The organism is Kitasatospora sp. NPDC005856 (assembly GCF_040629945.1).
In the GTDB taxonomy this organism is placed as follows: Bacteria; Actinomycetota; Actinomycetes; order Streptomycetales; family Streptomycetaceae; genus Kitasatospora.
Genome location: NZ_JBEXWT010000046.1, coordinates 23350 through 48631 on the forward strand (window position 1 = coordinate 23350; position 25282 = coordinate 48631).

General features: G+C 71.2%; 15 protein-coding genes. 6 read left to right on the forward strand and 9 right to left on the reverse strand.

Annotated features, from left to right (window positions below; all coding sequences use genetic code 11):
* Positions 1 to 69: 69 nt before the first annotated feature.
* Positions 70 to 1125 (reverse strand): alpha/beta hydrolase-fold protein, encoded by a 1056-nt coding sequence (locus ABZ449_RS25280; protein ID WP_360349978.1) that lies wholly within the window; start codon positions 1123 to 1125, stop codon positions 70 to 72.
* Between the two features lie 397 nt (positions 1126 to 1522).
* Here ABZ449_RS25280 and ABZ449_RS25285 point away from each other — a divergent pair, with 397 nt between their 5' ends.
* Positions 1523 to 2266 carry an SDR family oxidoreductase gene (locus ABZ449_RS25285; RefSeq protein WP_360349981.1) on the forward strand — a complete coding sequence of 248 codons (744 nt, stop codon included), beginning with the start codon at positions 1523 to 1525 and terminating at the stop codon, positions 2264 to 2266.
* Positions 2267 to 2417: 151 nt separating this feature from the next.
* Here ABZ449_RS25285 and ABZ449_RS25290 read toward each other — a convergent pair whose 3' ends face one another.
* The 3 genes from ABZ449_RS25290 to pulA all read right to left on the reverse strand — a co-directional run bounded on the left by ABZ449_RS25290 (position 2418) and on the right by pulA (position 12945).
* Entirely contained in the window at positions 2418 to 4166 is a 1749-nt protein-coding gene (locus tag ABZ449_RS25290; protein WP_360349984.1) for a carbohydrate-binding module family 20 domain-containing protein, read from the reverse strand.
* A 315-nt stretch (positions 4167 to 4481) separates the two neighbouring features.
* A complete protein-coding gene (locus tag ABZ449_RS25295) occupies positions 4482 to 6815 on the reverse strand; it encodes a M4 family metallopeptidase (protein ID WP_360349987.1) in 2334 nt (777 codons plus the stop codon).
* Between the two features lie 571 nt (positions 6816 to 7386).
* On the reverse strand, positions 7387 to 12945 hold the full coding sequence (pulA, locus tag ABZ449_RS25300; protein WP_360349990.1) for a pullulanase-type alpha-1,6-glucosidase: 5559 nt from the start codon (positions 12943 to 12945) through the stop codon (positions 7387 to 7389).
* Positions 12946 to 13263: 318 nt separating this feature from the next.
* On the opposite strand from pulA, the gene ABZ449_RS25305 reads away from it, so the two are divergent.
* Positions 13264 to 14232 (forward strand): phosphatase PAP2 family protein, encoded by a 969-nt coding sequence (locus tag ABZ449_RS25305; RefSeq protein ID WP_360349993.1) that lies wholly within the window; start codon positions 13264 to 13266, stop codon positions 14230 to 14232.
* 92 nt (positions 14233 to 14324) lie between these two features.
* On the opposite strand, the gene ABZ449_RS25310 is transcribed toward ABZ449_RS25305, so the two are convergent.
* The gene (locus ABZ449_RS25310) at positions 14325 to 17363 is read right to left on the reverse strand and encodes a bifunctional [glutamine synthetase] adenylyltransferase/[glutamine synthetase]-adenylyl-L-tyrosine phosphorylase (RefSeq protein WP_360350090.1); all 3039 of its coding nucleotides are present in this window, start codon (positions 17361 to 17363) and stop codon (positions 14325 to 14327) included.
* A 339-nt stretch (positions 17364 to 17702) separates the two neighbouring features.
* Between ABZ449_RS25310 and ABZ449_RS25315 the strand changes: the two genes are divergently transcribed.
* Complete coding sequence (locus ABZ449_RS25315; protein ID WP_360349996.1) at positions 17703 to 18902, forward strand: acyltransferase; 1200 nt, start codon at positions 17703 to 17705, stop codon at positions 18900 to 18902.
* On the opposite strand, the gene ABZ449_RS25320 is transcribed toward ABZ449_RS25315, so the two are convergent.
* Entirely contained in the window at positions 18869 to 20113 is a 1245-nt protein-coding gene (locus ABZ449_RS25320; protein ID WP_360349999.1) for a hypothetical protein, read from the reverse strand. The genes ABZ449_RS25315 and ABZ449_RS25320 overlap by 34 nt on opposite strands.
* Before the next feature lie 182 nt (positions 20114 to 20295).
* Entirely contained in the window at positions 20296 to 20421 is a 126-nt protein-coding gene (locus tag ABZ449_RS25325) for a glutamine synthetase (RefSeq protein WP_360350002.1), read from the reverse strand.
* A gap of 384 nt (positions 20422 to 20805) precedes the next feature.
* Here ABZ449_RS25325 and ABZ449_RS25330 point away from each other — a divergent pair, with 384 nt between their 5' ends.
* From ABZ449_RS25330 to ABZ449_RS25340, 3 genes are all read left to right on the forward strand, one after another.
* Positions 20806 to 22254, forward strand: coding sequence for an ATP-binding protein (locus tag ABZ449_RS25330; RefSeq protein ID WP_360350004.1), 1449 nt, complete (start codon positions 20806 to 20808; stop codon positions 22252 to 22254).
* A gap of 482 nt (positions 22255 to 22736) precedes the next feature.
* On the forward strand, positions 22737 to 23171 hold the full coding sequence (locus tag ABZ449_RS25335; protein ID WP_360350007.1) for a GntR family transcriptional regulator: 435 nt from the start codon (positions 22737 to 22739) through the stop codon (positions 23169 to 23171).
* Between the two features lie 28 nt (positions 23172 to 23199).
* Entirely contained in the window at positions 23200 to 23745 is a 546-nt protein-coding gene (locus ABZ449_RS25340; protein ID WP_360350010.1) for an HD domain-containing protein, read from the forward strand.
* Here ABZ449_RS25340 and ABZ449_RS25345 read toward each other — a convergent pair.
* Together ABZ449_RS25345 and ABZ449_RS25350 are read right to left on the reverse strand one after the other, a co-directional pair.
* Positions 23742 to 24215 (reverse strand): NUDIX domain-containing protein, encoded by a 474-nt coding sequence (locus tag ABZ449_RS25345; protein WP_360350013.1) that lies wholly within the window; start codon positions 24213 to 24215, stop codon positions 23742 to 23744. The genes ABZ449_RS25340 and ABZ449_RS25345 overlap by 4 nt on opposite strands.
* A complete protein-coding gene (locus ABZ449_RS25350) occupies positions 24212 to 24985 on the reverse strand; it encodes a helix-turn-helix transcriptional regulator (protein ID WP_360350016.1) in 774 nt (257 codons plus the stop codon). Before ABZ449_RS25350 ends, ABZ449_RS25345 begins: the two co-directional genes overlap by 4 nt.
* Between the last annotated feature and the right edge of the window lie 297 nt (positions 24986 to 25282).

Sequence of the window (25282 nt, forward strand, 5' to 3'; positions counted from 1 at the left end):
GCGAACGCGTCCCGGCACCGGCGGTACGGGTGAGGGCGGAAGGCCCGGCGGTGGGAGAGGGCCGCGGCCTCAGTCGGCCGCGGGCCCCGCCAGGTGGGCCGTGAGCCACACCAGGGTGTCCGGGATCATCTTCTTGAAGTCCGAGGTCAGGTGCTTGCCGCCGGGCTGCTCGTGGTACTCCAGGCTCACCGGCGGGACGGCCTTCGCCACCCAGCTCTTGACCACCTTGGTCTCGTACGGGTTGGCGCCGCCCGCGGTGACCAGCATGCTCACGTCGGCCTTGCCCTGGGCGACCAGCACGTCCGGGTTGTTGGCCGCGTGCTCGGCGTCGTGGCCCTTCCACAGCCCGGAGTCCGGGATGAAGTAGCCGTCGATCGGCACCGCGGCCTTGTAGACCTGCGGGTACTGGAGCGCGAGCTTGGCGCTGCAGAAGCCGCCGGTGGAGGCGCCCATCACGCCCCAGCCGTCACGGCCCTTCACGGTGCGGAAGTTGGCGCGGACGAAGTCCGGGATGTCCTCGGCCATCCAGGTGCCCATCTTGGGCTGGCCCGGGATGTCGGAGCAGTCCAGCGCGTTCTTCTCGTCGCTGTTGAAGTTCTGCACCGGCATGATCATGATGAACGGGTGGGACTTGCCCTCCTTGACCAGCCGCTCGTTCTCCTCCTGGATCGGCAGCTGGTTGTCGGTCCAGGTGTTGTAGCCGTTGCTCTGGCCGCCGGCGAACAGGGTGAGCACCGGGAAGCCGGTCTTGGCGAACTTGGGGTCGTTGTACTCGGGCGGCAGCCAGACCCAGACCTGGCCGGTGACTCCGGACTTCGCGCCGGTCACCTTGGTCATCATGATCGGGCCGGCGCCGGTGTCCCGGACCTTGTTGAGGGCGGCGGCGGGCCCGGTGGGCATCAGCACCTTGCCGGAGGAGGCCGTCGCGCTGCCGGTCGCGGCCGGGGTGGTGCCGGTGGCGCTCGGGCTGCCCGCCGAGCTGCTGCCGCCGGCCGGGGTGGCGTTCGCCGTGGCGCTGTCCCCCTTCCCACCGCCGGAACTCCCGCAGGCCGCGAGCGAGGCGGCCAGGGCGAGCACGGCGGCGCCGGACAGGACGGCGCGGGAACGGGACGACTGCCTAAGCACGGTGAGGACTCTCCGACCGATGTCGCGCCCGGTCCGTCTGACCGGGCGGCGGCCCCCCGGTGGGGCCGGACAGACCCGGGGGCACGGCGCTGGTGCGTCCCCCGGAGCGATGGCGCGCCGCCCCTCGCGGGGGTGCGCCTTCCTGCGATCTTATGACGTGGGCCGGGGTGGCCCGGTTGCGCGGTGGCCACCGGAAATCCAATGTTTGTTCGCGATCGGGTAAAAGCCTCCGTCGCTCCCCCCGGTCGGCGGGGGCCGGATGGCGGGGGTGGCCGCCGGACTCCCGTCGGGCCGTCCGGATTTTGGTGGCTTTGACCAGTGACGGCGGGCCGCCGATCCGCGACGATCTCCGGAGCACGCCCGAGGCCGACCGGGAACAGTCATCGAGGAGGGTGCCATGCACCAGCGGATCGCCGTCGTCACCGGAGCCGGGAGCGGCGTCGGCCGGGCCGTGGCGGTCGAACTGGCCGCGGCGGGCTGGCGGACGGTGCTGGCCGGCCGGCGGGCCGGGCCCCTGCGGGAGACCGCCGGGCTCTGCGCCGCACCGGCCGACGTGGTGCCGACCGACGTCACCGACCCGGACGCGGTGGACGCCCTGTTCGCCGCGGCCGCCGGACGTCACGACCGGGTGGACCTGCTGTTCAACAACGCCGGCGCCTTCGGCCCGGCCGTCCCGCTGGAGGAGCTGTCCGTCGAGGACTGGCGGGCCGTGGTCGACCTCAACCTGACCGGCGCCTTCCTCTGTGCCCGGGCCGCGTTCCGGCAGATGAAGGCGCAGGACCCGCGGGGCGGCCGGATCATCAACAACGGCTCGATCTCCGCGCACGTCCCGCGTCCGCACTCGATCGCCTACACCGCGACCAAGCACGCCGTCACCGGCCTGACCAAGTCGCTGTCGCTGGACGGCCGCCCGTACCGGATCGCCTGCGGGCAGATCGACATCGGCAACGCGGCGACCGACATGACGGCGGCGATGGGCGCGGGCGTGCGGCAGGCGGACGGCCGGATCGCCCCCGAGCCGACCATGGACGTGGCCGACGTGGCCCGCACCGTGCGGCACATGGCCGGGCTGCCGCTGGAGGCCAATGTGCAGTTCGCCACCGTGATGGCGACGGCCATGCCGTACATCGGGCGGGGGTGACGGACGGCCGCGGCCACTCGGCCCCGCGGCCCCTCCCCCGGAGCCGGGCGGGCCCAGCCCAGCCCGGCCCGGCCGCCGACACGGCCGCCGACACGGCGAATCCCCGCCGGAGCGTTCCGACGGGGATCCGGGACGGACCGGGGCCCGCGGCTCACGGCCGCCAGGTGTCGTTCAGCGTGACCGTCCCGCCCGAGGGCACCGTCGCCGTCCGGTTGGCGCCGGACTCCCAGGTCACCGCGCCGCTCGCGTCCTTGCGGACGTACTTGTACTGGAAGGAGGTGCCGGCCGGCAGCGACAGCGCCAGCGACCAGACCGGATAGCCGGCCGAGGAGAGCGGCAGGGCCTTCGCCGGGTCCCAGGCGCCGAGCGCCGCGGCGTCGCCGACCACGTAGACGTTCTGCCCGGGCGAGGTGGTCGCGTTGACGTTGAACGAGGCGGCGGAGACGCTCGTGCCGGGCTGGACGTACAGCGCGACCGCGTCGCCCGCGCCGACCGTCGCGGTGAACTGCCCGTTGGCGCCCACCTGGTACGTCGGGCCGGTGCAGCCGCCGCCCGCCTGCGGGTCGCCGTGCTGGACGTCGCAGTAGGTGCCGGCCGGCAGCCCGGTCTGGAAGGTCCGGGTGATCGCGCCGCCCTCGTGGTTGATCGCGACGTAGCCCCGGTTGCCGCGGCCGAAGGCGATCGCGTTGCCGCCGTTGGACCACCAGTCGGTCACCCCGGTGCCCGCCACCGCGTTGCGGAAGCCGACCATGTTGGCGATCTGCCGCCAGGCGTGGGTGCAGTTCCAGCCGTCCTGGTAGCAGGTGTTGACGGTGCCGCCGTTCGGCGGGCCGTCGTCCTTGTTGGCGAAGGAGTAGCCGGAGTAGACGTTGGGGGCGCCGTACGGCGAGGCCAGCAGGAAGACGTTGGCCAGCGTGTAGGTGTTGCCGTAGGTGTGGTTGAGGGTGGAGCCGTTGCGCTCGGTGTCCCAGTTGTCGACGAAGGCGCGCGCCTGCCCGCTCGGCAGGTAGCCCCAGGAGGCGCCCCAGCCGCTGAGGTCGGCGAGCTTGTCGGTGGTGAACATCCGCTTGAGGTCCATGCCCACCCGGAACTCGTCCACGTCGCCGGTGCCGGTGTACTCGGTGGGCTGGACCGGCTCGCCGGCGCCGTAGATGACCTCCTGGACCCAGTAGGCCCTGGGGTTGGCCATCTTGGCCTTGATCGCCGCGAGGTCGGTGGCGGCGATGTGCTTGGCGGCGTCGATCCGGTAGCCGTCGACGCCGAGCGAGGCGAGGTCGTCCAGGTAGTGCGCGATGGTGGTCCGGACGTAGGTGCTGCCGGTGTCCAGGTCGGAGAGGTTCTCCAGCTCGCAGTTCTGGACGTTGCCGCGGTCCTGGTAGTTGGTGATCGGCTGGCGGCAGGTGTGGAAGTCCTGGTCCTGGTACGTGCCGGGGTAGTTGTACTTGGTGTACGCGGTGCCGCCGGTACCGGTGCCGGAGCCCGCCGACATGTGGTTGACCACCGCGTCGGCGATCACCTTGACGCCGGCCGCGTGGCAGGTGGCGACCATGTTCTTGAAGGACGTGCGGTCGCCGAGCCGCCCGGCGATCTTGTAGCTGACCGGCTGGTAGGACGTCCACCACTGCGCGCCCTGGATGTGCTCCTGCGGCGGGGAGACCTCGACGAAGCCGTAGCCCTTGGGGCCGAGGGTGGAGGTGCAGGCCTGGGCGACGGAGTCGAAGCGCCACTCGAAGAGGGTGGCGGTGACGTCCTTGCCGTTGTCGGCGGGCGGGGCGGCCTGGGCGGCGGGGGCGCCGACGAAGGTGCCGAGCGAGAGCGCGAGCGCCGCCGAGGCGGCGAGCGCGCCGGCCGCGCGGGCGGGCCGGCGACTGGGCCGGCGGGTGGGGGCGGTGGTGACCACGTCGTCTCCTGGGGGGTGGCTGGGGTGGGGCAGCCGGAGGGTGAAGCCTGCAGGAAGTTTCTGCAACTTGCCGGAAACTTGCAGCGCCGAACCTAGAGGTGGCCGCAAGAGCCGTCAAGACCTTGGTCGGAACCGCTCAATTCCCGGGAGATACGTTTCTGCTCCGCCTGCCGCCTGCTCCGCCTGCCGCCTGCTCCACCTACCGCCCGCTCCGGACAGGCACCCGGCCGACGGCACGACAAGGGCCCGGCGGCCGTAGCCACCGGGCCCCTCACCTGTCCTGGTTCACCGGCCCCTCAGGGAGCCGGCCCGGGTTCAGCCGGTCTGGACGGCGGTGTCGTCGATCACGAAGCTGGTCTGGAGCGAGGCGTCCTCGGTCCCGGCGAACTTCACGGTGACCGTCTGGCCCGCGTAGGCCGACAGGTCGAAGGTGCGCTGCTGGTAGCCGGCCGCGGCGTCCACGTTGGAGTAGGTCTTCAGCGTGGTGCCGTTGACCGAAACGGTCAGCTTGTCGTACACGGTGCTGCCCGACTCGGCGGTGTCGATGTGCAGCCAGAAGCTCAGCGTCGCCTTGCAGCCCGCCGGGATGCTCACCGTCTGGGACAGCGAGTCCGAGTGGGTGGAGCCGTAGCCGTTCATCCACGCCTTCCAGGAGCCGCCGTGGGCCGCCTGGGAGGAGCTGTTGTCCACCACGCCGCTGGACGCGGTCCACGGGGTGGCGCTGCCGGTCTCGAAGCCCTCGTTGCCCAGCAGCTGGGCCGGGGTGCAGCCGCCGCCACCGGTCGAGACGGTCCAGGTGAAGCTGGCGGTACCGGTCTTGCCGGCCGAGTCCTTCGCCGTGACGGTCACGTTGTAGGTGCCCGCGGTGGAGGCGGTACCGGTGATCACGCCGGTGGAGGAGTTGATCGACAGGCCGGTGGGCAGGCCCGTGGCCGAGTAGGTCAGCGGGGCGGTGCCGCCGGTGGCCTTGATCTGGAGGTTGACCGCGCCGCCGACGGCGGTGGACTGGTTGCCCGGGCTGGTGACGGTGACGCCGCCCGGGTTGGGCGCCGTACCGACGTTGACGCCCGCCCAGGCGGTGCCGACCGCGGTCAGCTCGGCGCTGCCGGCGCCGTACAGGTCGGTGGCCGCCTTCTCCGTCGCGGTGCGCGCCGCGGCGTAGTTGGTGCTGGAGGTCATGTAGGTGGTCAGCGCGCGGTACCAGATGGCCGCCGCCTTGTCCCGGCCGATGCCGGTGACCGTGATGTTGCCCTGGGTCGGCGAGTCGTAGCTGACGCCGTTGATCACCTTCGCGCCGCTGCCCTCGGCCAGCAGGTAGAAGAAGTGGTTGGCGACGCCGGACGAGTAGTGGACGTCCTTGTTGCCGACGCCCGAGTACCAGGAGTCCGCGGACTGGCCGTCCTTGGACGGCTTGTCCATGTAGCGCAGCGGGGTGCCGTTCCCGTTGATGTCGATCAACTCACCGATCAGGTAGTCGGGGTTGTCGCTCGGGATGTTGGCGGAGAACTCGACCATCGAGCCGAAGATGTCCGAGGTGGCCTCGTTGAGGCCGCCGGACTCGCCCGAGTAGGTCAGGTTCGCGGTGGCCGCGGTGACGCCGTGGCTCATCTCGTGGCCCGCGACGTCCAGCTCGGTCAGCGGCGCGGTGTTGTTGGAGCCGTCGCCGTACGTCATGCAGAAGCAGGAGTCGTCCCAGAACGCGTTCACGTAGTTGTTGCCGTAGTGGACGCGGCTGTAGGCGCCGACACCGTCGTTTCGGATGCCGTTGCGGCCGAAGGTGTTCTTGTAGTAGTCCCAGGTGGACGCGACGCCGAAGTGGGCGTCGACCGCGGCGGACTCGCCGTTGTTGACGGTGCCGTCGCCCCAGGTGTCGGTGGACTTGCTGTACAGCGTGCCGGCGCCCGACGTCCCGTGGTTCAGGTTGGTGGTGTAGCCGTTGCCGCGGGCGGCGTCCTTCATCTGGTACGTCGACCCGGACTGGGTGGTGCCGATGGTGACGTTGCCGACGAAGACGCCCTTGCCGGAGCCGGTCTCGATGCCGTCCCACTGCTGGATGACCTGGCCGCTGGTGGCGTCGGTGACGACGTGCATCTTGCTCGGGGTGCCGTCGGACTTGGTGGAGGAGACGACGGTCTCCCAGGCCAGCCGGGGGCTGTTGTCGGCGGCCCAGACCACCAGGCGCGGCGCGGTCTCGACCGCGGTGCCCGCCTCGGCGGCGAGGGCGGCGCTCTGCGCGGCCGGCGCGGCCAGCTTCGGCGTGGTGCTCACACCGTTCAGCGAGGCGGTGCTGGCCCGGTCGACGCTCTTGGTCGCGCCGGTGGACGCCTGGTGCACCACCAGGTCCCCGCCCAGGACGGGCAGTCCGTCGAGGGTGCGCTCGTACCGCAGGTGGCGGGTGCCGTCCGCGTCCTGCATGACGTCCTTGGTGACCAGCTTCTCGCTGCCGCCCAGGCCCAGGCTCTGGGCGAGGGAGGTGGTCTGCTGGTTCGCGACGGAGATCAGCTGGGCGCGGCTCGCCTGCTGGGCCGCGACGGCGGCCGGCGCGTCCGGCGTGGCCGCCTGGGCGATCACCGGTATGCCGGTGACCAGCAGCGCGGTGGAGGCGGCCATGACAACCGCCGCCTTCCGGGCGTGAGCGTAACGGGACATGCGGACTCCTTTTCCGACCGGCGCTGGGTCGCGCACGGTGGAGAGAAACCTGGGCCGCGGTTGCGGCGCAGTGGGGGCCCCCGCCGGGTGCGACAGGGGTGCGGATGCGGGGCTCACAACTCGTTTGCAGGGGTTGGGACGCGCTGCACCTGTAACCGAACGGCTGCACCGGGGGGTGGGGCCCCCTCGTCTACAGCCGGGGGAATCGTGGCAGCAAACGAGCCGTTAATGACAGATGCATGCCACGGATTGGCCGATTCATTACCGAAACCGTATGCGGGTCGGTCCGTCAGTTGTGTTACCCCGTCACGAACTCGTGAACACGGTTTTCATGCCCCGGATAAAGTTCGATCACTGCCGGAGGTCGATGACCAGCACTCAGGACCGCGGCCGGCACCGGCGAGTGGCGGACAGCGCCCGGCAGGCCCGGCACGTCACAGTTCCGGCCGTGCCATCGACGGTTTCCGGCCATTGTGCGTCCGGAGCGGAACTTCACCGTCCACGGACCGCAACCGGGCCCCGCACCACCAGAACAGTGGTACGGGGCCCGGGAGTTGTCGCGGTGTACGAATCAGTGCTGGACGAACACCGCCACGGTGCGGCCCGGCACGGTGAAGGTGCCGGTCGCGGCGTCGAAGCCGGACCGCTGCACCACCCGGTCCGCCCCGCCCGCCTGGACGGGGTGCAGCGCCTGGCCGGTGCCCCGCAGGGCCGGCACGGTCTGCGCCTGCGCGGTGGGCGTGGCGTTGAAGACCACCGTGACGCCCTTCTCCGCCCCCGGCAGGCCGGCGCCGTCCAGGTGCAGGGTGATCACCCCGGGGGCCTCACCGGCGGTGCCGGAGAGCGGGTAGGAGAGCCGCTGCTGGACGGCGTCCAGGCTCGGCAGCGAGAACAGCGGCGAGGACTGCTTGATCCGCAGGAACTCCTGGTACTGCGCCGAGGCCGACCGGATGTCGGCCGCACCCACCGTCAGCGCCGGGTTCGCCAGCAGGGACCGCGCCGCCGTCCACTGCTCCTGGTTGTCCTTCGCCATCGGCAGGCCGCGGCCCCAGCCGTTGCCGGCCGCGGCGTCCCAGTGGATCGCGTTGAACCAGTCCCCCGAGTCGTAGGAGTTGGAGTCGAGCGACTTGGAGCGCAGCAGGTCGCTGCCGGCCTGGGCGAAGCCCGCGCCCTGGGTGAGCGCGGTCAGCGAGAGCCCGAGCGCCTGCATCCGGGCCCGGTCGGCGGGCGCGGTGCCGGTCGGCAGCTTGTACGCGAGGGCGTCGAAGAGGTCGGTGTTGTCGTGGGCGTCCACGTACTCCACCGCCTCGCCGGGCTTCGCCGCGTACCCGGTCGGGGCGCCGTTGTAGTCGACCTGGGCGCCGGTGACGGACTTTCCGGAGCTGTCGGTGAAGGAGTAGCCGGCCAGGTTGCCGGTCAGCCCGACCTTCAGCTGGTCCATCTGGTGCAGCAGCCGGGCCTTCTGCTCCTCCGGGGTGCCGTTCGCGGCCGAGCCGTTCGGGTCGGTGTACAGGCCCGAGGCGAAGCCCTGCTGCGGGGCGGAGTCCAGCATGAAGTTGCCGCCGCGGGCGGCGTCCCGGATCCGGTCGTCGAAGGTGGCGATGCCGGTGCCGGCCATGTTGACCTGGGTGGCCTGCTCGAACCGGGCGTTGTTCGCGACCGCGCCGAAGTTCCAGCCCTCGCCGTACAGGAGGACGTTCTTCCCGTCGACGCCGTCCGAGTCCGGGGTCATCCGCCGCAGCGCGGACTGCACGTCCAGCATGGTGGACTTCGGGTCCAGGCCCATCAGGTCGAAGCGGAAGCCGTCCACCTTGTACTCACGGGCCCACAGGGTCACCGAGTCGACCACCAGCCGGTTCATCATGGCGTGCTCGGGCGCGGTGTCGGCGCAGCAACTGTCCGTCGTCACCTTGCCGTCGGCGTCGAGGCGCTGGTAGTAGCCGGGAACCACCTTGTCCAGCACCGAGTGCTCGGCCTGGCCGCTGGCGGCGGTGTGGTTGTAGACCACGTCGAGCACCACCCGCAGCCCGGCCGCGTGCATCGCCTGCACCATCCGCCGGAACTGCACGGTCCGGGCCGTACCCGTCGGGTCCGTCGCGTACGAGCCCTCCGGCACGTTGTAGTGCAGCGGGTCGTAGCCCCAGTTGTACGCGTCGTCGGCGGCCACGGCCGCCACGCACTCCTGCTGCTTCGGGCCGTCCGCCGGGAGGGACCCGAGGTCGCAGGCGGGCAGCTTCTGGTCCGCCCGGTTCTCCCGGATGGTGGCGATGTCGAAGGTCGGCAGCAGGTGCACCGTGGTCACCCCGGCCGCGGCGAGCTCCCGCAGGTGCCGCATCCCGGCCGAGTCCGACTCGGTGAACGCCAGGTAGGTGCCGCGCTCGGCGGCCGGGACGGTGGGGTCCTCGACCGAGAAGTCCCGGACGTGCAGTTCCTGGATCTGCTGCCGCGCGGGAGGGACGGCCTGCGGGCGGGCGTGGTCGTCCCAGCCCTGCGGCTTGAGCTCCTTGGCGTCGAGGTCGGCGACCAGGCTCCGCCCGGAGTCGGCGGACAGCGCCACCGAGTACGGGTCGGTGACGGTGTTGACCACCAGCTGCTGGGTCGAGGGCGCCCAGACCTTCACCTGGTACCGGTAGTACTTGCCGTCCAACTCGCGCTTGTCACGGACGACTTCCCACACCCCGGTCTCGTCGTCCGGCTTCAGCGGCAGGGTCTTCGGGGTGCCGCCGGTGGCGCCGTCGAAGACCTGGACGGAGACCTCCTGCGCGGTCGGCGCCCAGAGCGACAGCGCCACCTTGCCGTTGTAGTAGGCCGGCCCGAAGTCCACCTTGGCGGTCCGTCCGGCGTACAGGTCGTCCAGCACGCCCGGGATCTGCACCCCGGTGGCGGCCAGTACGGCGCCGCTGGGCAGGTGCTCGGTGAACAGCAGCTGGCCGCGCAGCGCGGCCGGAACGCGGGCGGCGTCCCGGCCGTCCACGGTGAAGGCCCGGTAGCCCGCCAGGTGCGGGTACTCGGCCTTCTGGGCGTCGGTCAGCCCGCCCTTGACCGGGGTGAGCCGCAGCCACTGGCCGGGCTTGGTCAGCGCGCCCTTGTCGGCCCTGATGCCGCCCGCCGGGTCGTACACCAGCTGGGCGCTGGTGCCGCCGGCCAGGGCGTCGTCGCCCGCGCCGTAGTTCGCCGGGACGACGACGGTCCGCGCGTCGATCCACTGGGCCTTGGCCCCGGTGAGGTCGATCTGCGAGGTGGCGGCCGGGTTCTGCGGCAGCAGGTAGCCCTCGCGGCCGCCGAGGATCCAGACCTCCCTGCCGTTGACGGCGAAGTCCAGCGACTGGTCGGCGGGCAGGTCCTTGTCGTTGCCCTTGTGCAGGATGTAACTGAGGCTGGTCGCCCCGGGGGCCAGCGGCACCTCGAAGACGGCGCCGAAGGCGTCGCGGCGCACGGGCGCCAGCGGCTTGCCCCAGTCGGTCGGGGTGGCCGCGCCGGTCCAGTCGTGCAGGCCCCAGCCGTCGTAGTCGCCGTCGGCCCGGTTGTAGTGGATGACGGCGGTGTTCGCGGGCTGGTTGTTCGGCGGGCCGGGGTCGGCGGTGCGCACGACCGGGTCGCCCTGCTTGAGCCACACCTCTCCGGTGCCGCCGACGTCGAGGTGCCGGTCGGCGTCGACGTCCTTGACGCCGCCCTTCTCCACGATGAACCCGACGTCCGAGGCACCGGGCTTCAGCCGCACGTACGCGAAGGCGCCGTACGCGTCCCGCCCGCTGAAGGCGTGCCCGGCCGGCCACTGGGTGGCCTCGCCGTCGGCGAGGTCGCCCCAGGCGTAGAGGTTCCAGCCGTCGTAGTCGCCGTCCGGCCGGTTGTAGTGGACGACGGCGTACGGGCGGGAGCCCGCGGTGGGTGCCGGCTCGGGCGCGGGGGTGCCGGTGGTGAAGCTCGCGGTGGCGGAGCGCAGGTGGCCACTGGAGTCCTGCACGACGGCCTTGTAGCGGACCACCGTGCCGGGGGCGACGGCGCCCAGGTCCTGGGTCACCGCGAAGAGCCGTCGGCCGTCGGAGCCGGACGTGCCGGTGTCGGCGGTGCCGAGGGTCTGCCAGGGCCCGGTGCCGATCTGGGCGGCGAAGCTCACCCGGTCGAAGCCGTCCCCGGCCTTCGCCCCGACGGTCACCAGCCCGGTGGATCCGTCCGCGGGCGGCTGCACCGACAGCTGCGGCGCGGCGGCGACCGGCGCGAGCCTGCCGCGCGCCTTGAACACGACGGAGGACAGCGCCGGCACGGTGACGGTGACCTTGCGGTCGCCGCCGGAGGTCAGCGCCTCACCCGCCGCCGGGTAGATCCGGTCGAAGCCCATCCCCGTCGAGAAGGTGTCCAGGGTGACGGTCTTCGCCTCGGCGGCGTTGTTGACCGCGACCAGGTACTCGACCTGCTGGCCGGCGTCGATCCGGGAGAAGGCGTACACGCCCGCGCCGTCGGCGGCGTACCGCTCGATCTGGGCGCCGTCGGCCAGTGCCGGGTTCTCCCGGCGCAGCCGGGCCAGTCCGGCGATGCCCTGGTAGAGCTCGCCGCCCTGCCCGTAGCGGTCGGCCGGGCCGGAGGGTCCGCCGAGCACCCGGTCGCCGTTGTAGGAGGCCGTCTTGGAGGCGAACAGGTCCTGCCGGGCGTCCTTGTCGCCGCCCGCGCCGGTGAAGCCCTGCTCGTCGCCGTAGTAGACGACGGGCTGGCCTCGGGTGAGGAACTGCAGTTCGTTGCCGAGCCGGTCCTTCCTCAGCAGCGTGGCGTCGTCGGCGCCCGGGTTGTCGGCGAGCAGGAAGGAGCCGAAGCGGCCCATGTCGTGGTTGCCGAGGAAGGTCGGCAGCTCGTAGGCGTCGGTGTCGGCGCCGGTGTAGCGGTAGTCCTGGGCGTAGACGTCGGCGAGGTTGCGCGCCGAGCCGCCCTGCGAGACGTAGGAGCGGGCCGCGCCCTGGAACGGGAAGTCCAGGGTGGCCTGGAGCCGGCCCTTGGTGACGTACGGCGAGGTGACCGCCGGGTCCCCGGAGTAGACCTCGCCGAACATGAAGAACTTCTTGTTGCCCTGCTTGGCGGCGAAGTCCTTGAGCGCGGGCGCCCACTGCTGCCAGAAGGCCATGTTGACGTGCTTGACGGTGTCGATCCGGAAGCCGTCCACGCCGGCGTCCTTGACCCACTGCTGGTAGACCTTCTCGAAGCCCTTCACCACCTTGGGGTTCTGGGTGTCGAGGTCGTCCAGGCCGCTGAAGTCGCCCTCGGTGGCGGACTCGCCGACGAAGGTCGAGTCGCCCCGGTTGTGGTAGAGCGCCGGGTCGTTGAGCCAGGACGGGGTCTTGGCGGTGGCGTCGGCCGGGTTGCGGAAGACCGGGCTGTACGGGAAGGAGTCCTTGGTGGTCCGCGGCCAGGGGGCGCCCGCGTCGGCGACGGCGGTCTCGTCCACCGGGTTCCCGTCCGCGTCGAGCGTCGGGTAGGCGCCGGCGGAGCGGTAGCCGTACTGCTTCTCCGCGTAGTCGACGACGTCGGCGGTGTGGTTGGTGATGACGTCGAAGAAGACCTTGATGCCGCGGGCGTGCGCCTTGGCTATCAGCTCCTTGAGCTGCTCGTTGGTGCCGAAGTGCGGGTCGACCTGGGTGAAGTCGGTGATCCAGTAGCCGTGGTACCCGGCCGAGGCGTCGGCCCCGCTGCCCTGCACCGGCTTGTTCTTGAAGATCGGCGCCATCCAGATCGCGGTGGTGCCGAGGTCCTGGACGTAGTCGAGCCGCTGGATCAGCCCGGCCAGGTCGCCGCCGTGGTAGAAGCCCTTGTCGGCGGGGTCGAAGCCGTTCTCCAGCCGCCCGCCAGTACTGCCATCCGGGAGTTTGGCACCGGTGTCGTTGGCGGCGTCGCCGTTGGCGAAGCGGTCGGGCAGGACGAAGTAGAACTGCTCGCGGGTGAGGTCGTGCCGCCCGGCAGTGGCCGCCAGCGCGGCGTCCGAGGGCGGGGCCGGCGGGGCGGCGGCGAGGGCCGCGGGGGTGCTGCCGAGGGTGGCGGCGGTCAGTGCGGCGGCCAGCAGGACGGCGGTACGGCCTGGCGGTCTGCGGCGGCCGGTGGTTCGTCGGGCGGTGCTCCGTCGGGGACGGAGCGGGGCGTCGGCCACTGAGGGCTCCCTTAGGGGAAGGGGCGATCGAGTTCCCAGGAAGCTAGCGGCCTGCAATATGTTTCAGCAAGATGCAGAAACCGTTTCGTATCCGGGAAGTTCCAGGTGGGCGACCCTCTCCGACCACCCCGATTACTCCCTCGGAGCGGCGGGCGTGACAATGGGACGTATGTCCGTCCCACCGGTACGCACCGAACCCCAGAGCACCCCCTACCCCGGTGGGAGCCGGCCTCTAGCCCTCAAGGGGGACAGCCGGTGAAGAATCCACTTCCAGAGGATGAGCAGACGGCTACGACCGGTCTGGCAGACTTGCCGTCCATGGGGGAACCGACCGAGATCCAGCGAGGCGACGCCGGGCGCGCCGACGCGGCCAGTGGTGGCGGTTCCGAAGCAGCGAAGGCCCTCCCCGGCCACCTGCCCGATGGAGCCACCCGTGCCGCCCAGTCCCGTACCGCCGTCCTGCGCGGCCGCATCAGCGCCCAGCGCCGGTCGCCGGCCAGACCGCGGATCTGGTTCGAGCTCGCGCTGATCGGGATCAGCTACTGGATCTACTCGATCGTGCGCAACGCGGTCCCCGAACAGGAAGCGATAGCCCAGAAGCACGCGCGCTGGATCTGGGACCTGGAGCAGCACCTCGGCATCGCCGTCGAGCACTCGATCAACCACGCCGTGGACGGCGTCGGGTGGCTCATCACGGGGATGAACTACTACTACGCCACGCTGCACTTCGTGATCACGATCGGCGTGCTGGTCTGGCTCTACCGCAGCCACCCCGGGCGCTACGTCGCGGCCCGCACCGTGCTGTTCGTGACCACCGGGATCGCCCTGGTCGGCTTCTACTTCTTCCCGCTGGCCCCGCCCCGGCTGATGACCGACGGCGGCTTCATCGACACCGTGAAGGCCCACGGCACCTGGGGCTCGATGGCCTCCGGGCCCGCCGCGCACGTCTCCAACCAGTACGCGGCGATGCCCTCGATGCACATCGGCTGGTCGATGTGGTGCGGTCTGGCGATCTTCTTCCTGGCCCGCCGGACGTGGGTCCGGGTGCTCGGCCTGCTGTACCCCGCCGCCACCCTGGTGGTCATCGTCTCCACCGCCAACCACTTCTGGATGGACGCCGTCGGCGGCGAGCTCTGCCTGGCGCTGGGCTTCCTCACGGCCCGCTGGCTGTACCACGAGTGGGTCTACCGGCTGCCCAGGGTGCCCGCCCGGGAGACGGTGGCGGAGCAGCCGATCACCGTGCCCGAGCAGTGGAGCGAGCCCGCGGTCAGCAGCGCGCGCCGCTAGTCCGGAACCTCGAAGGGGCCCCTGTGCAGGGGCCCCTTCCGCGTACCCGCCCGGCGGCCGATGCCGCCGGCTCGCGCCGCCGGCCGGAGCCGTCAGCCGGAGCCGTAGAACAGCCGGTCCACCACCGCCCGGGCCCGCCGGGTGACCCGCCGGTAGTCGTCCAGCAGCTCGCCGCTGTGCCCGGAGCCGTACCCGAGGTAGCGGGCCACCCCGGCCAGCTCCCGGGCCTCCCCCGGGAAGCTGTCCCCGGGCCGCCCGCGCACCAGCATCACCGCCGCCCGCACCCGCGAGGCCAGCACCCAGGCCGCGTCCAGCACCTCGGCGTCCTCCTGCCCGACCAGCCCGGCCGCCACCGCGGCCGCCAGTGCCGCCCTGGTCCGGGTGGTGCGCAGGGCCGGCACCTCGTGCCCGTGCTGGAGCTGCAGCAGCTGCACCGTCCACTCGACGTCCGCCAGCCCGCCCCGGCCGATCTTGGTGTGGGTGGTCGGGTCGGCCCCGCGCGGCAGCCGCTCGGCCTCGATCCGCGCCTTGATCCGGCGGATCTCCACCAGGTCCCGCTCGGGCACCCCGTTGCCGGGGAAGCGCAGCGGATCGATCAGCTGCCGGAACCGCGCGCCCAGCTCCTCGTCCCCGGCCACCGGCTCGGCCCGCAGCAGCGCCTGGCTCTCCCAGACGTGCGACCAGCGCCGGTAGTACGCCGCGTACGAGGCGAGGGTGCGCACCAGCGGCCCGCTGCGGCCCTCCGGCCGCAGGTCGGCGTCGACCAGCAGCGGCGGCTCGGTGGAGGGCGCGCCCAGCTGGGAGCGCAGCTCGTGGCAGACCGCCTGGGCGGCACGGGCCGCCTCCTCCTCCAGCGAGCCGAGCAGCGGCTCGTGGACGAAGAGCACGTCCGCGTCCGAGCCGTAGCCCAGTTCGTGGCCGCCGAAGCGGCCCATCGCGATCACCGAGATCCGGGTCGGCAGGTCCCCGTGCTCGGCCTCCCAGCCGGCGACGCAGGCGCGCAGCGCGCCGCCCAGGGCGGCGGCGTTGAGCGCGGTGAGCGCCTCCCCCGCGGTGTCCAGCGCCTCGGCCGGGTCCTCCCCCAGCCGCCCGAGCACGTCCGCGGCGGCGGTGCGGAACAGCTCCCGGCGGCGCACCGAGCGGACGGCGGCCACCGCGGCGTGGGTGGAGCCCGCCCGGCCGACGGCGGCCAGCATCTCCGACTGCAGCGCCGCCCGGCCGCGCGGCTCCAGGCCCTGCGGGTCGCCCAGCATGGCCACCGCCTCGGGGGCGCGCAGCAGCAGGTCGGGGGCGAGCCGCCCGGCCGACAGCACCCGGGCCAGCTGCTCGGCGGCGGCGCTCTCGTCCCGCAGCAGCCGCAGGTACCAGGGCGTGCGGCCGAGGGCGTCGGAGACCTGACGGAAGTTGAGCAGCCCGGCGTCCGGGTCGGCGGACTCGGCGAACCAGCCGAGCAGCACCGGCAGCAGGGTCCGCTGGATCGCGGCCTTGCGGCTCACCCCCGAGGCGAGCGCGCTGAGGTGCCGCAGCGCGGCCGCCGGGTCCGCGTAGCCCAGCGCCTCCAGCCGGGCCCGGGCCGCCTCCGGGCTGAGCCCGGTGGCGCCCGGCGGCAGTTCGGCGACGGCGTCCAGCAGCGGCCGGTAGAACAGCTTCTCGTGCAGCCGCCGGACCTCCATCGCGTGCCGCTTCCACTCGCGCTGCAGCGCGGCCACCGGGTCGGCACGGGTGTCGTCGTTGATCAGCGCCGCCAGCGAGCGGGCCAGCCGGCGCAGGTCCTCGTCCGCGGTGGGCATCAGGTGGGTGCGGCGCAGCCGGTACAGCTGGATGCGGTGCTCCAGCGAGCGCAGGAAGCGGTACGCGGCGTCCAGCGAGGCGGCGTCCGCGCGGCCCACGTACCCGCCGCGGGAGAGCGCGGCGAGCGCCTCCAGGGTGTTGCCGCTGCGCAGCGCGGGGTCGGTGCGGCCGTGCACCAGCTGGAGCAGCTGGACGGAGAACTCGACGTCGCGCAGCCCGCCCGGGCCGAGCTTGAGCTGGCGGTCCAGCTCGGTGGCCGGGATGGAGTCGACCACCCGGCGGCGCATCTGCTGCACGTCGGCGACGAAGTTCTCCCGGGCCGCGGCCTGCCAGACCATCGGGGCGAGCGCCTCGACGTAGGCGGCGCCGAGCTCCGCGTCCCCGGCGACCGGGCGGGCCTTGAGCAGCGCCTGGAACTCCCAGGTCTTGGCCCAGCGCTGGTAGTAGGCGAGGTGGCTGGCCAGGGTGCGCACCAGCGGGCCGTTGCGGCCCTCGGGGCGCAGGTTGGCGTCCACCGGCCAGATGGTGCCCTCGCCGGTGGTGTCCGCGCACAGCCGGGTGAGGGCGGCGGCCAGCCGGGTGGCGGCCTTGACCGCCTCCTGCTCGTCCACGCCCTCGCGCGGCTCGGCGACGAAGACCACGTCCACGTCCGAGACGTAGTTGAGCTCGCGGCCGCCGCACTTGCCCATGCCGATCACGGCGAGCCGGCAGGCCGCGGCGGCCTGCGGATCCTGCTCGGCGGCGAGGTCCAGGGCGGTCTGGAGGGTGGCGCCGGCCAGGTCGGCGAGTTCGGCGGCGGTCTGCGCGAGGTCGGTGGTGCCGGTGAGGTCGCGGGCGGCGATGGCGAGCAGGCAGCGGCGGTAGGCGACCCGCAGCGCGTTCGCGGGGCCGAGGGCCCCGCCGTGGCCTTCGGCCCGGACACCGTCGGCGAGGGCGCGGCGGAAGTCCTCCGGTCCCGGGTGCATGTCGCGCAGTTCGAAGGTGACCAGCGCGTGCCAGTCGTGCGGGTGCCGGGCGAGGTGGTCGCCGAGCGCGGTGGAGACGCCGAGCACGCCGAGCAGCCGGTCGCGCAGCGGCTTGGAGGTGGTGAGGGTGTCGCGCAGGGTGTGCCGGTCGGTCTCGTCGGCGGCCTCCAGCAGCCGGGCCAGGCCGAGCAGCGCGAGGTCGGGGTCGGCGGTGGCGCCGAGCGCGTCCAGCAGCAGCGGGTCGTCGGCCAGGCCCTCCAGCCCGGGGCCCTCCAACAGCCGCACGGCCCGCGCCGGGTCGGTGAACCCGCGCCGGACCAGCCGGTTCTCCGGCCGGCTGAACCGGCTCCCGGCCCGCTGCTCCTCGACCGCCATCGACCCCTCCGTCCGTTCGCGGACCGTCCTCGCACCCGCCTGCGCGGAGCCCGCCCTCCGGGCGAACGGCGGGATCCGGGACGGGCCCAGGGGCGTGTCCGACACGCCCTCGCAGGCTACGCGCCCGGGCGGCCCGCCGCCGGACGCGCCCACCGGGTGGACAGCGCCGTCCGCTCGACCGCCGTAGGCGTGACCTCGTCCCCGCCCCGCTCGTTCACCCGGGCGCCACGGCAGTCCCCGCAGGCCCGCAGCCCCGCCGGCCCGCTGGTCCGCTGGTCCGCCGGCCCGCACCCCCGTCGTCACCCTTGCCCGCCGTTCTCCTCCCCGCCCGGAGCGCCGATGCCCCCGACCGGCCCCGCCCGCCTGCCCTCGCTCACCGGGCTGCGCTTCTGGGCGGCCCTGCTGGTGGTGCTCTACCACCTCTCCCGCAAGGTGGGCGGGCTTCCGCTGCTCGGCCCGCTCGCCTGGTACGGCCGTTCGGGAGTGACGTTCTTCTTCGTGCTCTCCGGCTTCGTGCTGGCCTGGACGTACGGGGCCCCGCCCGCTCCGGCCGGGGCCCGGACCTTCGCCCGCCGCCGCTTCGCCCGGATCTGGCCGCTGCACGCCCTGACCACCGCGCTGTCCCTGGGCGCCGACGCCGCGATCGGCGCGGTGCTGCCGGTGGCGGCCGCGCTCTGGTCGCTGGCGCTGGTGCACCCCTGGGCGCTGCCCACCGTGTACGGCGGCAACCCGGCCTCCTGGTCGCTGGGCGCCGAGGCCTGGTTCTACCTGCTGTTCCCGCCGCTGCTGCGCCTGCTGGCCCCGCGCCGGCGCGCCTGGCTGCCGCTCGCCGTCCTGTGCGCCGCGCTCGGCCCGGTGCTCTGGGCGGCCGGCGCCCTGCTGCCCGCCGACCCGACGGTGCGCGGCTGGCTGCTGGACTACCTGCCGCTGACCCGGACCCCGCAGTTCGTCCTCGGCGTGGTCACCGGCCTGGCCGTGCGGCACGGCGCGCTCCCCCGGGCGCGGTGGCGGCGGCCGGGGCTCCTCCCGGCGGCCGCCGCCGTGGCGCTCTGGCACCTGCTGCTGGTCCCCTGGCACGCGGCCGTCCCGGATGCCCTCTGGTACGGCCCGTACAGCGCCTCCCAGTTGCTCCCCGCCCCGCTGTTCGCCGCCCTGCTGGCGGCCGCCGCCCGGCGGGACGCCGCCGGGAGCGCGCCCCGGCTGCTGGCGGGCCGCGCGGCCGTCCGGCTGGGCGAGTGGTCGTACGCCTGGTACCTGGTGCACGAGATCGGCATCCGCTGCTGGCTGTCCGTCCAGGGCCGCCCGGCGCCGGGGGCCGCGGCGCTCGGGGTCTGGCTGCTGCTGGCCGGCGGATCGCTGGCCGCCGCGGGCGGGCTGTACCGCTGGGTGGAGCGTCCCTGCGAACGACTGCTGCGCGGTGCGCCCCGGGGCCGGGACACGGCGGCGCCGCTGCCGCCCCGCTCGGTGCGGGTGGTGCGGCAGCGGCGCCGGGGCGCGACGGGGGATCAGCTCTCGGCGGAGCCGTCCAGGTTGACGTAGGCGTAGAAGACGCCCAGGTCGTAGCCGTCCTTGTCGGTGTCGAACAGCACCTTGATGTCGGTGTCCCCGTTGCGCAGGAACGGCGAGATGTCCCAGCGGTTGGAGTCGTAGCCGAAGTTGTTGCGGTTGTACGGGGTGCGGACGAACTGGTCGGCCGGGGTCAGCTCCTCGATGGTGGAGTTGAACGCGTCGTTGGAGGCGTGGTTGACGTCCGTGAAGAGCGCCTGCGGGCCGTTGGTGGACTTGATGGCGAGGGTGTCGCCGGTCCACTTGAGGTCGCCGTCGTAGACCACGAAGCCGAGCTTGCCGGCGACCGGGCCGCTGGTGGGGGTCCGCAGCCCGGTGAGGTCGAACTCGCGCGGCGGGCTGTCCGGCAGCTCGACCTTGAAGCCGTCCCAGAGGTGGAGGTGCCGGTACGGCTTGCAGTCGTTCTCGTACGCGACCACGATCGTCCAGCCGCCCCAGCTGTGCGGCTTCACCACCGAGTCCATGTTGGCGACGGTGTAGGTGCCGTTGCCGGCCCGCCTGACCAGGTCGGTGATGTCGGCGGAGGCCTGGTAGCTGCTCTCCACGTCGGTGGTGATGTAGCCGATGGAGGGCTGGTCGTTGGCGATGTTGCGGTACTGGGCCTCGCCCGGGACCTTCAGGTACACCTCGTCGATCTGGTTCTCCGGCAGCACGACGTCGTCGATGCCGCGGGTGCCGCCCCAGTACAGCCGGGCGTACTTGACGTTGGAGCCGTCGATCAGGCCCAGGTCGGCGGAGCTGGCGGAGTAGATCGCGTCACCGAGCGGGCCGACCGAGCCCGGGTCGATGTTGATGTACTTCATCTCGTACTTGTTGTTGATCGGTCTCGTGCCGAGCCCCTTGCGGGCGTCCAGGCAGGACGGCTGCTCCGGGTCGAGCGGCGCCTTGGTCTCGTCACAGGTCATCAGCGAGTTGCTGATCCGGGTGATGGAGCCGTGGAAGTCCCCCTCGAAGCGGGTGGTGAACGGCAGCTGGTTCTCGGAGATCGTGAGGGCCCGGTGCTTCGCGCGCTTCGCGTGCTGGGCACCCGCGTCCGGCCCGGAGGCCGTGCCCGAACCGCGGGCGTCGGCGATGGTCGGGGCGGCCAGCAGCTGACCGGCGACGGCGGCGAAGGCGGCGCCCACCACGCAGGTCCGGCGTACCAGCAGGCGGGCGGAGGCGGCGCGGCTGACGGAGGAGATCATGTGATCCTCTTTCAGGATGGAACGAACAATCGGACCAATCGGATCACAACGCTCCGTCACATGCGCATCACATTCCGCCACCGGTGCGGCGATCCGCCACAGATCCACCCCATAGGAGGGCCCGCTGCCCTCCTCTCGGACGACAGCGGGCCGACGACGGTTTGGGAGCGGCCGTCACCCGCTCAGAGCACCTGGAGGTTCTTGCGCAGCTCGAAGGGGGTCACCTCGGAGCGGTACTCCTCCCACTCCTGGCGCTTGTTGCGCAGGAACTGATGCTGCCCCAGGACAGCATGGATCAGCCGATGCAAACCCGCCGCGAGGCGGCCACTGGTGGGTGCTGTTGGTCGCCGTTGGCCGCCCCCGGACGGCCCACAGACGGCCCATAAGCGGATGACTGCTTTACAAGAGCAGCGCCCGACTGCTCGCCCTGACCTGCACCCCGCCCGACCTGCCCGCTCCCCGGTCACCACCCCGCCAGCGCCCGCAACTGACCGCCACGTACCGCCCGATCTGGCACGCCAGTGGCACAGCGCCATCCACGGCGCCGGCATCAGCAGATCTACAGACCATCAACCACTGACCACCCAGGGGCACCCAGCCTCCCGGCGGCGGGCAGCGGGGCACCACGGTCACACAGAGCCCATCTCGCAATCTTCCGGTCGCCTCGGGTGTAGCTGTGGAAGAATCCATCCATGTCGATCCAGGTTCTGCCGGTGACCGCCGCAGACGTCTCCAAGATTCTCCAGCTCGAAGAGAATCACTTCGCTGATCTCAAGGCAATTGAAATTGCCCCCTCCAAGCTCACGAAGGCAATTGCAGCATTTGCCAACGCAGACGGAGGGGAGCTCTATATTGGGATCGATGAAATCGATAAATCGAAGAATATTCGAGCATGGCGAGGATTCTCAGACGCCGAGGCGGCAAACCCTCACATCCTGGTCTTTGACAACCTTTTCCCGCTGGGCCAGGACTTCTCCTACGAGTTCCTTCAGGCCCCGCAGGGGAATTCGGGCCTGGTGCTTCATGTAACCATCCAGAAGACCCGTCAGGTCATGACTGCCTCGGATGGCAAGGTCTATGTTCGGCGCGGCTCCCAGAGCGTACCGTACACCTCCCCCGAACACCTCGATCGCCTACGTCGAAACAAGGGCCTCACTTCTTTCGAGACAGAACCAGTTGCCGCCCCTCTTGACTTGATCTCAAATTCTGAGGTCATAATCAGGTTCATGCTCGATGTCGTGCCAAGCGCGGAGCCTACAGCCTGGCTCAGGAAGCAGCTCCTCATCCAGGACGGCAAGCCCACCGTAGCCGCTCTCCTTCTCTACTCCGACGAACCACAGGTGGCCCTCCCTAAGCGCTCAGCCATCAAGATCTACCGATACAAGACCACCGACGAGCAGGGGTCTCGTGAGAATCTGGCCTTCAACCCGCTCACCATCGAAGGTTGCCTTTACGACCAGATTCATGACGCGGTAGAGCGCACCGTAGAAATCATCGAGCAGGTTCGCGTACTGGGACCGGAGGGCCTGGAGCCGATTGTCTACCCTGTCGAGACGTTGCATGAGATCATCACAAACGCGGTTCTTCACCGAGACTACGGAATCGCCGATGACGTGCACGTGAGGGTTTTCGACAATCGCGTAGAGGTAGAGAGCCCGGGATCCCTTCCAGCCCATATCACTGTTCAAAACATCCTAGCCGAACGCTTCTCCCGAAACGGCACCATTGTACGCCTGATCAACAAGTTCCCCGACCCGCCAAACAAGGATGTGGGCGAGGGGCTGAATACCGCCTTTGCCGCAATGAAGAAGCTCCGACTCAAGGATCCGGTAATTCATCAGACCGAGAACTCAGTCCTGGTCGAGATCCGACACCAGAAACTCGGAACGCCGGAGGAGCTCATTATGGAGCTTCTTGAAACCCATGATGAAATCACCAATAAGCAGGTGCGAGAAGTCACCGGAATCGGCTCGGAGAATAAAGTAAAGAGCATCTTCCTGAGGCTTGCCGAAGCTCGCCAAATTGAGCGCGTTCCGAATAAGGGGGGCGCGTCGGCGGCCTGGCGTAAGTTCACGGGTGGAGGAGCGCCAAGCGCGACATCCGAAACCAGTGAAATACCCCCGCCGCCTGGTCTGTTCTGAGATCTCTCTCTTCTAGAGGAAGCTGAAAAGGGCGGTGGAGCGGTTTTGGCCGGTGCCCTGTCCGGTCTGGGGTCGAGCATGATCGGGGGGCCGTAAGCTATTGCGACTCGGTCAGGGCTTTTGGGCCTGACCGCAATTTGGCCGAGTGGGCCCCCGGTCTTGCTCGACGCGGGCCCCGGTCCGGAGAGGTGGGTAAAACCGCGGAGCCGCCCGCCCCAGCCACCGCAGGTTCTGACCTCAGCCGCCCTGCGCGGCCGGCCGCCGCCGGAGCGGGGCGAAGACAGGAGCGGCGGCGAGCGGCTGGGCCGCGCGCTGGCGCGCCGTGCGCGCCCTTGAACTCGTAGAGAAGATCTATACGCATGCTGCAGGCCCGACCACAGCTTGGGAAGCTGTCGCCCGTGGACGGGGGCCCCAGAGGCTGGCAGCTACCCCTCGCGATCGTTCATCCTGGCTAGGTATCTGCCTAGAGAAGGGAGCGGCTAGTGCCCGAGCGGAGCCCGCGCGGTACCTACCTGCGGATCGCCGACGCGATCGAGACCGAGATCAGCGGGGACTCCCCAGTGACGTCGCTGCCCTCCGAAGCCCGGTTGATGGAGGCGCACGGCGTTGGACGCACGACAGTGCGTCGGGCCCTCGAATCCCTTGCTTCCAAGGGCCTCATCAAGTCGCGCCCAGGAGCCGGATGGGTCGTCGTGGGCGCCGAGCCCAAGGTCCCGGTGCTCGACCAGCTCACCGCATTGGTCCGGAAGCTCGACATCGGGGCCGACTTCCCCTCCGAGAAGGAACTCAGCGAGACGACCGGCGCTGCACGAGGCACCGTCCGGCGAGCCCTCGCGCAACTGGAGGGCGCCGGCGTTCTCGAAGTGCGCCCTGGAAGGGGCCGACGCGTCCGCGCCCTTCCCGCCGATCACGCCTGACCACCACGACCGAGGAGCAGATACAACCGTGTGGGCCTACGAGCTTGCCGAGTCCCTCCTGTCCACCGACCTGCCGCGCCGCTGGTCCCACTCCAAAGGAGTGGCCAGCAAGGCGCGCACCCTCGCCGGCATCCTCGGCCCGGACGCCGAGCTGCTGGAGTCCGCCGCCGTCCTGCACGACGTCGGCTACTCGCCGCGGATCGCCGACACCGGCTTCCACCCGCTCGACGGCGCGCGGTTCCTGCGCGCCGAGAACGTGGACGAGCGCGTCGTGCGGCTGGTCGCCCATCACTCGTGCGCGCTGCTCGAAGCGGAGGAGCGGGGGCTGCGGCGCGATTTGGAGGAGGAGTTCCCCCTGGAGGAGCCGCACCTGGTGGACGCGCTCATCTACTGCGACATGACCACCACGCCGGACGGCACGCCGACGGCGACGCCCGACCGGATCGCGGAGATCGTGGGCAGGTACGGGCCTGACAGCGTCGTCGGCCGGTTCATCCGCCGCGCTGAGCCGGAAATCGACGCGGCCGCACGCCGGGTCGAAGGCCGACTGTTGCAGGCCCGCGCCACCGCCTAACCGATGTACGGCTGAACGCGGGCGGCCTCCAGGCCGTGCCGGATCCGCAGTCGCATGGACGGGTGAATGTCCAGGTCATCGAGGTCCGCCGGGTCTACCCAGCGGACCTCCTTCGACTCCGAGCTCGTCCGCAGGTCGCCACCGACAGGCCGGGCCCTGAAGCAGATGGAGAACTGCTGCCGGACCTCCCCGTCGTCGTACGCCATGACGTGTCCGGGGTCCGTGTACAGGCCGACGACGGAATCGACCTCGACGTCGATTCCGGTCTCCTCGCGCACCTCGCGAATCACCGTGTCCGCCACGGATTCCCCGATGTCGTGCCCGCCACCGGGAAGCGCCCAGAGGTCGTTGTCTGTCTTGTGGATCAGCAGCAGCCGTCCCGCCCCGTCCGTCACCACTGCGGTGACCGACGGCACGACCGAGTTCGCCGGCGGGGCAGCTGGGTCATGGAAGTAGTCGATCCGGCTCATGCTGCGGCCTCACTTTCGAGCTGGGGCGAGGTGATGATCCGGGAGCTCTCCCAGATGCGCTCGATGCTCGCCGCGTAGGTGCTGAACAGCTCTCCGCCAGGCACCTGGGAGAGATGCAGGACCGGGGCCAGGTAGGCCCCCACTCCGTAGACGTGTCCGTTGACGAGCAGGTCGTCGTCGGCGCGGTAGAGCGAGTTGTAGAGCGTCGTCGCGTGGAGCCGGAACTCGACTCCGGGGATCCCGAACAGCGGGGCGTAGTTGGCCAGCGCATTTCGGATCTTGCCCGCCATGGCGGGCCCGATCCCCTCGTCCTCGCCGCGCTGAGCCACTCCAGGGCACTCAGGATCGCCCAGCGTCAGCCGTACGGGCACGCCAGCCTGAGCCTTCTCCCGGATGAGCCGGAAGAACAGCGGATCCTCCGAGAGCCAGAAGCCCGCATAGACAACCAGGTCGAAGTGACGCGTGGCCTTCGCGTAGAGCGAGGTCCACAACTCCTTTGGTACGACGGCCCGGTGGGGGTAGAGCTTCACCAGCTCCGCGCGGCCGGCCTCGGCGGTCGCACTGCTGGTCTGCTCGTCCGACCACAGCTCCGACAGGTCTCGCTGCAACAGGTTGGCGAGCGCGTATTGAAAGCGCCGGTAGGGCCGCCGGCCGTCCTTCGCCTCCACCCACCGCTCCACCGTTCGGGGGCTCGTTCCTAGCCGCTCGGCGATCTGCTCAATCGTCAACTTGCTCGCGAGGATCGCTCCTCGCAGCCTCTCGTTGGCCATCTCGCCCTCCCCTGGACGACGTTGCGGCGCTTGGACGATCTGGGACGACTTGACCGTAGCGAAGTCGGATCGTAGCCGTCCAGACGCGCCGTGTTCCGACGCGGCCGGGGCGCCGATTCTAGTGATGCGCGGTCGGACATCTCCGACCCAACCAAACGAAGGACTTGACGCAGCGTCCGCTTCTCGGCATCGTAAGGGACATGTTCAACATGTCTCGCATGGCGAGGCGGGCGAACTCGCAGCCCTTCTTTGGGCTGCCCTGAGCTGCGCGAACGCGCCGTTCTTGCCGTGATGCTC

Excerpts from the sequence above, each read along its gene's own strand:
- ABZ449_RS25295 (WP_360349987.1), bottom strand. The coding sequence starts at position 6,815 with ATGTCCCGTTACGCTCACGCCCGGAAGGCGGCGGTTGTCATGGCCGCC.
- ABZ449_RS25315 (WP_360349996.1), top strand. The coding sequence starts at position 17,703 with ATGCCCCCGACCGGCCCCGCCCGCCTGCCCTCGCTCACCGGGCTGCGC.
- ABZ449_RS25320 (WP_360349999.1), bottom strand. The coding sequence starts at position 20,113 with ATGATCTCCTCCGTCAGCCGCGCCGCCTCCGCCCGCCTGCTGGTACGC.
- ABZ449_RS25285 (WP_360349981.1), top strand. The coding sequence starts at position 1,523 with ATGCACCAGCGGATCGCCGTCGTCACCGGAGCCGGGAGCGGCGTCGGC.
- ABZ449_RS25305 (WP_360349993.1), top strand. The coding sequence starts at position 13,264 with ATGGGGGAACCGACCGAGATCCAGCGAGGCGACGCCGGGCGCGCCGAC.
- ABZ449_RS25310 (WP_360350090.1), bottom strand. The coding sequence starts at position 17,363 with ATGGCGGTCGAGGAGCAGCGGGCCGGGAGCCGGTTCAGCCGGCCGGAG.
- ABZ449_RS25330 (WP_360350004.1), top strand. The coding sequence starts at position 20,806 with ATGTCGATCCAGGTTCTGCCGGTGACCGCCGCAGACGTCTCCAAGATT.
- ABZ449_RS25350 (WP_360350016.1), bottom strand. The coding sequence starts at position 24,985 with ATGGCCAACGAGAGGCTGCGAGGAGCGATCCTCGCGAGCAAGTTGACG.
- ABZ449_RS25345 (WP_360350013.1), bottom strand. The coding sequence starts at position 24,215 with ATGAGCCGGATCGACTACTTCCATGACCCAGCTGCCCCGCCGGCGAAC.